Origin of the sequence: Elstera sp., from assembly GCF_044372965.1 — a bacterium.
Classification (GTDB): Bacteria; Pseudomonadota; Alphaproteobacteria; order Elsterales; family Elsteraceae; genus Elstera.
This window is the reverse complement of record NZ_JBILQX010000306.1, coordinates 1-7894: the sequence shown is the minus strand read 5'-3', so window position 1 is coordinate 7894 and position 7894 is coordinate 1. Positions and strand designations below refer to the sequence as shown.

The window sequence follows — 7894 nt, the reverse complement described above, 5'->3', positions numbered from 1 at the left end:
CGAGTGCTTTATTTTTTTCATATCTATTTTATCTGGAAATTATGGATCATCAGCAAAAATTGTTGAGTTTACTGAGCAACGTAAAAAAGATCTTCGACGCAATTCGGAGGAAGATTTTATTATCCGGACAAGCCGGTGCCTAACACTTTTCGACGAGATTGAAGCCAAGCTTTTAGCGCAGATGAAAAAGCCGTGATAACCCGCTTCAGCATCGGGAACAGTTCGGTGAAAACCCCGGCAATCGCCGCCGGATTCCCCTTGGTCGCCGCCAGGGCGTTGCGAATTTTCTGCCGAACCTTGGCTCTGGGGTGAGGGGATCACAAGAGGCGACTGTTTGGGGAGGGTTTCCCCTCCCCAAGCCCTTATCCCTGGCGCGCGTGATAGGCCGCCGCGATGCCGTGCCAGAAGCGGAGGTCGGCCAGCGTGAGGGCCTCCAGTTCCGAGGGCGGCCAGTGGAAGACGGCGGCGAGATCGGCGACTAAATCATGCCAACCCCCAGCGAATCCTTCAAGAAAGGGAGCAGAAACTCCTGAATCTTGTAATAATCCTTGGAATCGAGGGCGTCGATCAGCTCCGCCGGTTCGCCGGATAGAATGCTGATTAAGGCAACGGTTGCACCGACATTACTGTCTTGCCCTTCCAGCCGCCGCAACTCGCGCACCGTCAGTTCGGTGCGAAAGCTAAGGTCTTCGATCAGCCGCGTCGGGGTGAATTGCACGGGCTTTGCGAGCGTATAGGTCAGTTTGTCCATGGGGATTTCTCCATAAAAAAAGCCAGCCGGAAGGGCTGGCGGGGAAAATATCGCTCGGCTGGGCCGAGCCGCGGTTAGGCGCGGCTGTGGATCGTCCGGCCCTGGAGCGCGTCGAGATAGTCTTCGCGCGCCAGCTTCTTGCGGAGGGCATGCACGTCGATTTCCGGGGTGGGGCGGTTCATAAGGGTCACGCGCAGGTCGAGCAGCAAAGCGTCCTGCGCTTCTTGAAACTGCTTCAGCGTGATCGGCGCATCGTCGGGCGCGGGCGGCGGGGGCAGGTCGATCCGCTGCGGCACGCGGCGCGGCCCATCGCCCTCGTCTACCAAGGTTGGCGGCGGCGAAAAGGCCAGATCGATCCCTATTTGTTCCTTGGAGGGCAGGGCCGGAAGCTGAAACGTCGGCGGCGTCGGAAAATCGAAGGCCAGCACCGGGCGCGGCCCCGCCGCCCGCCCCTCGCGGAACCCATCCTTCGGCCCAGGGGCAGGAGCCGGGTCGAACGGCAGCGGCGGCAGTGTAAAGACCGGCGGCGGGTTCGCGCGCTCGGGCGATTGCTCCTCCCGCTTTGCCCAGATCGCAGCCATCTGCTTGCGTCGTGTCGCTTCTTCCGGGGTCAGCGTCGTGACCTCCATCAGATTGATGAAGGTTCTGGCCTCATCTGAAACAAGATAGGATTGCGCCGCGCCCTCGGGCTTGACCGCCCCTAGGCCATAGGCCTGAGCAATCTCGGGATGTTGTACGAGAATAGTCTTGAAGGCCTCCCAGTTCTTCTTATCAACCTCCGTCATTTCATCCAATCTGACGCCCGGCATCAACGTATGCAGCAGCGGCGACCAGAGTTGGCCGGGAACAAACTGCCGCCCCCGCTCGGTCCGCTCATAATAAGGGTGCAGATAGGCGGCTTTATCGCCCAAAGGCCGCATCTGCTTTTGCAGATTGGCGGCCTGGCTTTGATGCAGCGCTTCCATCAGCCAGCGCCACGCCGCGCCCCACTGGGCATCGGCGGGCCGAACATCGGTCCCGTCTGCGGCGGGAGGTTGGTCCGAGGTCTGAGACGGGTTTTTATCGCGCCGCAATCTATCCCACAGAATTGACGCGATCTTCAGCACCGGATTCAGATCAGAAATATTAATTCCATCCTGGTCGGACGGCTCGCCGAACATTTGGCCCTCGTAGAGCCCGATATCCACATAGGGAAGATCGAACATCTGGGAGAAACCCTGTTTACCCCATTCCCCCAGCGGCAAAAATGAGTCCATTTGCAGCGAGGGTGGAAGCATGAAAAAATGGTTCAAGTATTTTGGCGCTATTGTGTCGAAAGATGTCAAACCATTCGCCGTGGCTCCGGCCCATTCATGGGGTTTAAGACCGAATCTTTCTACGGCTTTCTTAACGTCTTCAGCGAGGACTGCATTCGCCCGCTCGGGCACGCCGTAACGCAATACGTGTTCCACGACACTTGCGCCAAGTTCGTCCGACACTTTCTGAAATTTCTCGGGAGTGAGAACTTCTCCCTTACGCGCCCAAGCGAAAACGCCTTCCGACCGAACATAGGCGGCGTAAGGCCCGATATTCTGATTAATATCCGCCGCCGTCCGCAGCCAGTTCGCCACCTGCGGCGTTATTTTCTTGTTTTGGTCGGCATAAGCCGCAATTTGGCGGTAGGCGGCGGGCCAATCCTTTGCCGCCTGGAGGGCGCGCAGGGCGTCCCGTTCCGCCGGGCCGAGCGGGTGATGGGGGCCGAGTTCCTGAGGAGCCGACACCAAGGGGTCACTTGTCAAGCCAGTCATAATTGCCTGTCTCCAAAGCTGTGAGATATCGTTCTAAAAAACCACCGGGCTCGCCAAAGGATTTGGCGTATTTGGTTCCACCATAGGAAAAAAACTCATATCCATAACAATCGCCTCTATATCCAAAAGATCGAGGCAAGCCCGACTCAAGTGAACTTTCATCTTTTGAATATTCTAAATTACACCCCTTATTTATAGTAGGCCATTTTATATGTATTCTTACATAATTCTCAATTCCTGACCTCACCGGGCATCCGCGTTGCCACGCTGTACAGAAGTCACCCCGCTTTGGATCGAAATAGAAGGTCATCACGATCTCGCTCAAAGTGCAGCCTGTATAAGATTCAGTACAGGATCGGCTTGCACTCGACGCGCGGAGATTATACGGATCTATAAAATCGCTCCGCAAAATCAACCGCCGACCATGAAAAGAGACTGGAATATAAAGATAAGGGTTTCTGTCAATTGAGTATTTCTGCATTTTCTTCTCCCTAGAGGAGTAGCTCTTCGATACACTCTCCACATAAAGCATTGGAATGCGAATAACGACCCAACAGAGTATAATAAAAATTGGAAACGCAATAATCCCCAGCGGCCAATAATATCGGCACCAGCGGGTGAACTCCACGACCCAGCGGGAAACGGCCTTCGCGTCAGCGATATAGGCGTTAATCAAGCCAATCATAATTGCCTGTCTCCAAAGCTGTGAGATATCGTTCTAAAAAACCACCGGGTTCGCCAAATGATTTTGCATATTTGGTTGCGCCGTAGGAATATGTAGCGTATCCATAGCAATAATTTATGTAAGAAAATGACCCTGCGAAATCAGAGCCTTTTTTATACTTGTCCACCGAATACTCCAATTTGCACCCCTCATTTATAAATGGCCACATTATATGTATCTTCACAGATTCTTTTATACTTGAATTCACCGGACATCCACGCTGCCAGGCGGTACAAAAATCACCGCGTTTTGGATCAAAATAAAATTCCATCACGATCTCAGACAAAACACAATTTTCTGTGTGTCGGGTACAGGCTAGGCCTGCGCCCGGCGCGAGAAAGTTCGCATAATCGATAAGATCGCTGCGCAGGATCAACCGCCGCCCGTGGAAAGAAACCGGAATGTAAAGATAGGGCTTGCCATCGATCGAATATTTCTGAATTTCCTCGCTACTGAAATACGGGATTTCGGCCACGCTGTCGATGTAATATAGTGGCATTACATAAACGAACATGCAGAATATAAAAAAATTGGAAACGCAATAATCCCCAGCGGCCAATAATATCGGCACCAGCGCGTGAATTCCACGATCCAGCGGGAAACGGCCTTCGCGTCGGCGATATAGGCGTTAATCAAGCCAGTCATAATTGCCGGTCTCCAGTGACGAAATATAGCGGTCGAGAAGCCCGGCGGGGCGGACCAATTCCCGAAATAAATCGAGGTCTCCCCGGATAAAGACCTGATAGCCGCGATAATCGCGGCGATAGATCATCCGGCCCCGACAGCGGTCGGCATCGATTTTTTCGCATTCGACGGCCGCGAAATCGATAGCCTGATTCTCCCCGGTTTTTATCAACCCGACAAAAACAAAGGCCCCAAACTCCTGGGGCTTGGTGCAGCCGGGCTGGCGTTGCAGGCAAAGCGCCCCTGAAACGCTGTTCCGATAGAAAACGTTCGAAATTTGACGAACCGAACATTCCTGAAGAAGGGGATTACAGGTTTGCGTAACGTCCATCGTCTCAAGATCGCTCTTAAGGGCAATGTCCGACCGAAGAATCATTTTCTTCCCATAAAAATCAACCGGTAAGTAAGCATAGGGTTTACCCGTTTTGGTGTATTTTTGTATGACTTCCGGCGCAAAAGGCGATTCATAGCGATGTTGCCGTAAATATAAGGGCCAAGTTTCAAACAAAACATTATTGATATTGCCGATTATATATAAAATTAAAACAAAGATTACATATCTAAGTTTTATAAATATCTTTCCCGTTAAACTATAAGCTTTTGCATAGAGATTGGAAACCATCTCACCAGTCCTCGCGGATATTTTGACGGTCAGGCGTTCACAGCTACGTCCAACCTGATCGCAAAAGTAGCAAGCCTCCCGCCACCGGGCTAGAAAATTCGAACAAGAGTGGAACGGATTGCCCCTCTTTCAGTTACCGCCCGCCGCGCATCAGGCCGACGCGCTCTTCGGCTTCCCCGTGGGCCAGTAGGAAATCATCCACGGTGAGCGCGTCGATTGCCGAGGGCTGCCAGTGGAAGACGGCTCGGCTTGGCAGGGCGGCAGCTAACGCGGGTAGCTGCGGATCGTCCGACCGCATCGCGCGTCGAGTTCGGCTTCGCGCGCCAGTTTTTTGCGGAGGGCATGCACGTCGATTTCCGGGGCGGGGCGGTTCATAAGGGTCACGCGCAGGTCGAGCAGCAAAGCGTCCTGCGCTTCTTGAAACTGCTTCAGCGTGATCGGCGCATCATCGGGCGCAGGCGGCGGGGGCGGTGCGATCCGCTGCGGCACGCGGCGCGGCCCATCGCCCTCGTCTACCAAGGTTGGCGGCGGCGAAAAGGCCAGATCGATCCCTATTTGTTCCTTGGAGGGCAGGGCCGGAAGCTGAAACGTCGGCGGTGCCGGAAAATCGAAGGCCAGCGCCCGGCGCGGCCCCGCCGCCCACCCCTCGCGGAACCCATCCTGCGGCCCAGGGGCAGGAGCCGGGTCGACCAGCAGCGGCGGCAGCGTGAAGACCGGCGGCGGATTAACCCGCTCGGGCGGCTGCACCCCGCGACTTGCCCGGACCGACGCCATTTGCTGGCGCTTTACCGCTTCGTCCGGGGTGAGCGGGGTCAGGATCTTATCATTGATCGTCAGCACCCCCGCATCGTTGACCAGGCGCAAACGATCAATCGACGCAACCTCAACCCCAAAAGCCGCGCCAATCCGGGGATCGTCGCGCAAGACAGTTAAATACTCCTGCCATTTTGTCTTCTGCTCGGGGGAGAGAGTGTCAAAGCCGGTTGTCCGAAGCATTTTGGCAAAATCACCATCGCCGAACACTTCGGCCAGGGCGGGCGATCTAAGCAGGGTTTTATCATCGCTTGGCACCATTAAGCCCGCCCCGTCCAGCAGGCCCCCCGCTTCCCGAAACTCAAGCCCGCCCGCCAGATAAAAATCAAGCGCCTGAGGGCGCTTATAAATTTGCGAATAGGCGGCGGCAGTATTTTGCCGCGCGGCGGCGTGGTAGAATTTTCCCCAATCCTCGTTGAAAACATCGCCCCCGAACGTACCAATATCGAGATAGGGTAGGTTTCGGTACCAGGCGACGAGTTGATTCATCCACTCCGTATACTCTCCCTTCAGACTATTCGCCACCGAACCGGCCCAATGTTCGGGTTCAAGGGACATGCTCGCCGTACTGCCCACAACGTCTTGAATCAGTGGTTCCGCATTGTCTTCGGGAATACCCTTCTCAAGGACTTTATCGACAATTTCGAGTGCCAATTTGTCCGAGGCTTTTTGAAAGGCAATTGGGGTAAATGTCTGCCCCTTCCGAATGGCGGCGAGCATCATGCTAAACCGAACATAGTTCGCGAGCGGCCCCTCGCCTTGATTGATCTGGGTGGCGAGATGGTACCAATTCGGCACCGCAGGCTTAATGGCTGAATTAGCGCGGGCCATGACCTCCAAGCGCCGATAAATCTCCGGCCAATTCTTATCGGCTTTCAAAGGTTCAATCTCGGCCTTCTGGGCGTCGGTCAGGGGGAAGGTTTTTCCGGTTACGGGGGAATTTGTCATAATTACCAGTCTCCATAGCGGTTAAGAGGGAATCGAGTACGCCGTTGGGTTGAACAAAATCACATAGATTTTCCTTTCGTCCAGCAGCCCTATCGACATAATAATTTTTATAATTTCCATATGTTGAAATATAAAAATCTTTAAAACATACTTTATTTAATAACTCATTTGTATTTACGTTAGAAGATGATGAATGAATGGAAAATTCCCCTTTAAAATTATAATTTGCGCCAAGCGCATAGGGGCAATCTGGATAGCGACCAATACAGATTTTTTCGGTCTCAGGCTGTTTATACATTAGCACCTCCAAAGGAAAAACCCTGCACTCCCCCCATAAGGGATTACAACGTGTCGTCTCTCTCCCCGAATAACGGGCAGGCTGCGCTACATCGGAACGGACATACAGCAGCCGATCCCCCAGGCGATAGCGAAACATCAGCGTATCCTCGCCCGGTTCGGCAAACAGCCTGACCGCTAGAGTGGAGAAAGGGAATTCTTCGTAATACCAGTCAGAGAGCCTGTACAAAGAAAAAACTACTATTAAATAAATAATTAAACCATAAAATGGAAAAAAGATAATCAAGAAAAATGATCCTACCGGATGATTTTTTATCCATCCCAGAAAACGCTTAAGCATTTTTGATACTCCTATATGTTAAATCTAGAAGAATTGGCCCTTACTCTCTCTTTCGAGGGAATTTACTATAATTTCCATTCTCCATAGCGGTTAATAGAGAGTCGAAAATATCACTATATTGAGTGAGTCCGCATATATTTTCTTTATTTCCAACAATTTTATCTATAAAATAATTCTTGTAAAATCCATATACACCGTCAATACTATTATAGTTAAAAATTTTATTATTGTAGATTATTATCTTTCCAGAACACAAATCATTAAACACATTCCCTTTCTCGATATTATTTTTTGCATAGATCCAAAATTCTGTATCGTATTCATGATTCAAACCACGAGCACCAGAGCAATTCAGATAGCGCCCAATGCAAATCTCATTTTTATTAAGGGTCTTTCGTATTACAATCGACATTGGGCGAACTTGGCATTCACCCCATAGAGGATTGCATCGCGTAACATCTGCCCCCCAATGCCAAGCAGGCTCTGCCATGTCAGAGCGAATAAATAGGAGCCGGTCCCCGAGACGGTAGCGGAACATCAACGTGTCCTCGCCCGGCTCAGCAAACAACCATACCGCAAGATTAAAAAAAGGGAATTTCTCATAATACCAATCTTGAATACTCTTAACGGAAATAGTAACAATTATGTGAACAATAATCCCATAAAGTGGAAAAAATATGATAAAGAAAAAAAATCCTATGGGATGATTTTTTCGCCATCTCAGAAGACGCATTAACATATTAAAATCCTTTACCGTTAAACAATGGCCTAGTTTCACATCGATCCAGTACGATGGATTAATACCGGGTATAGCGGAGTCACAAGCCCCTTAATGCGAGTATATAGCTTGTCCTAATGATGAACAAGAGCGGAACAGATTGCCCCGTTCCGCTCTTGTCCCGGCTAACGCCCGCCGCGCATCAAGCCA

10 protein-coding genes and 1 pseudogene are annotated in these 7894 nt (G+C 51.6%); 1 reads left to right on the top strand and 10 read right to left on the bottom strand.

From position 1 onward, the window contains the following. Positions 1–196, top strand: a 196-nt coding sequence (locus ACIQ36_RS20070) for a hypothetical protein (RefSeq protein ID WP_395832661.1), incomplete at its 5' end; no start/stop codon positions are given. A gap of 166 nt (positions 197–362) precedes the next feature. Here ACIQ36_RS20070 and ACIQ36_RS20065 read toward each other — a convergent pair. The 10 genes and pseudogenes from ACIQ36_RS20065 to ACIQ36_RS20020 all read right to left on the bottom strand — a co-directional run. Beyond that, positions 363–467 (bottom strand): annotated as a pseudogene (locus ACIQ36_RS20065) (GpE family phage tail protein); the annotation flags it as partial. 11 nt (positions 468–478) lie between these two features. Next, positions 479–751 (bottom strand): phage tail assembly protein, encoded by a 273-nt coding sequence (locus ACIQ36_RS20060; protein ID WP_395832659.1) that lies wholly within the window; start codon positions 749–751, stop codon positions 479–481. Between the two features lie 74 nt (positions 752–825). Then, entirely contained in the window at positions 826–2538 is a 1713-nt protein-coding gene (locus ACIQ36_RS20055) for a hypothetical protein (protein ID WP_395832657.1), read from the bottom strand. Further along, the gene (locus ACIQ36_RS20050; protein ID WP_395832655.1) at positions 2519–3223 is read right to left on the bottom strand and encodes a hypothetical protein; all 705 of its coding nucleotides are present in this window, start codon (positions 3221–3223) and stop codon (positions 2519–2521) included. Before ACIQ36_RS20050 ends, ACIQ36_RS20055 begins: the two co-directional genes overlap by 20 nt. Beyond that, a complete protein-coding gene (locus ACIQ36_RS20045) occupies positions 3207–3776 on the bottom strand; it encodes a hypothetical protein (RefSeq protein ID WP_395832653.1) in 570 nt (189 codons plus the stop codon). The genes ACIQ36_RS20050 and ACIQ36_RS20045 overlap by 17 nt, the downstream gene beginning before the upstream one ends. Before the next feature lie 114 nt (positions 3777–3890). After that, positions 3891–4568 (bottom strand): hypothetical protein, encoded by a 678-nt coding sequence (locus ACIQ36_RS20040; protein ID WP_395832652.1) that lies wholly within the window; start codon positions 4566–4568, stop codon positions 3891–3893. A gap of 133 nt (positions 4569–4701) precedes the next feature. Continuing rightward, complete coding sequence (locus tag ACIQ36_RS20035; RefSeq protein WP_395832650.1) at positions 4702–4866, bottom strand: hypothetical protein; 165 nt, start codon at positions 4864–4866, stop codon at positions 4702–4704. Further along, complete coding sequence (locus ACIQ36_RS20030; protein ID WP_395832648.1) at positions 4833–6329, bottom strand: hypothetical protein; 1497 nt, start codon at positions 6327–6329, stop codon at positions 4833–4835. The genes ACIQ36_RS20035 and ACIQ36_RS20030 overlap by 34 nt, the downstream gene beginning before the upstream one ends. Continuing rightward, positions 6265–6966 (bottom strand): hypothetical protein, encoded by a 702-nt coding sequence (locus ACIQ36_RS20025; RefSeq protein WP_395832646.1) that lies wholly within the window; start codon positions 6964–6966, stop codon positions 6265–6267. The genes ACIQ36_RS20030 and ACIQ36_RS20025 overlap by 65 nt, the downstream gene beginning before the upstream one ends. 40 nt (positions 6967–7006) lie before the next feature. After that, positions 7007–7705, bottom strand: a complete 699-nt coding sequence (locus ACIQ36_RS20020) for a hypothetical protein (protein ID WP_395832644.1) — start codon at positions 7703–7705, stop codon at positions 7007–7009. Positions 7706–7894 lie beyond the last annotated feature (189 nt).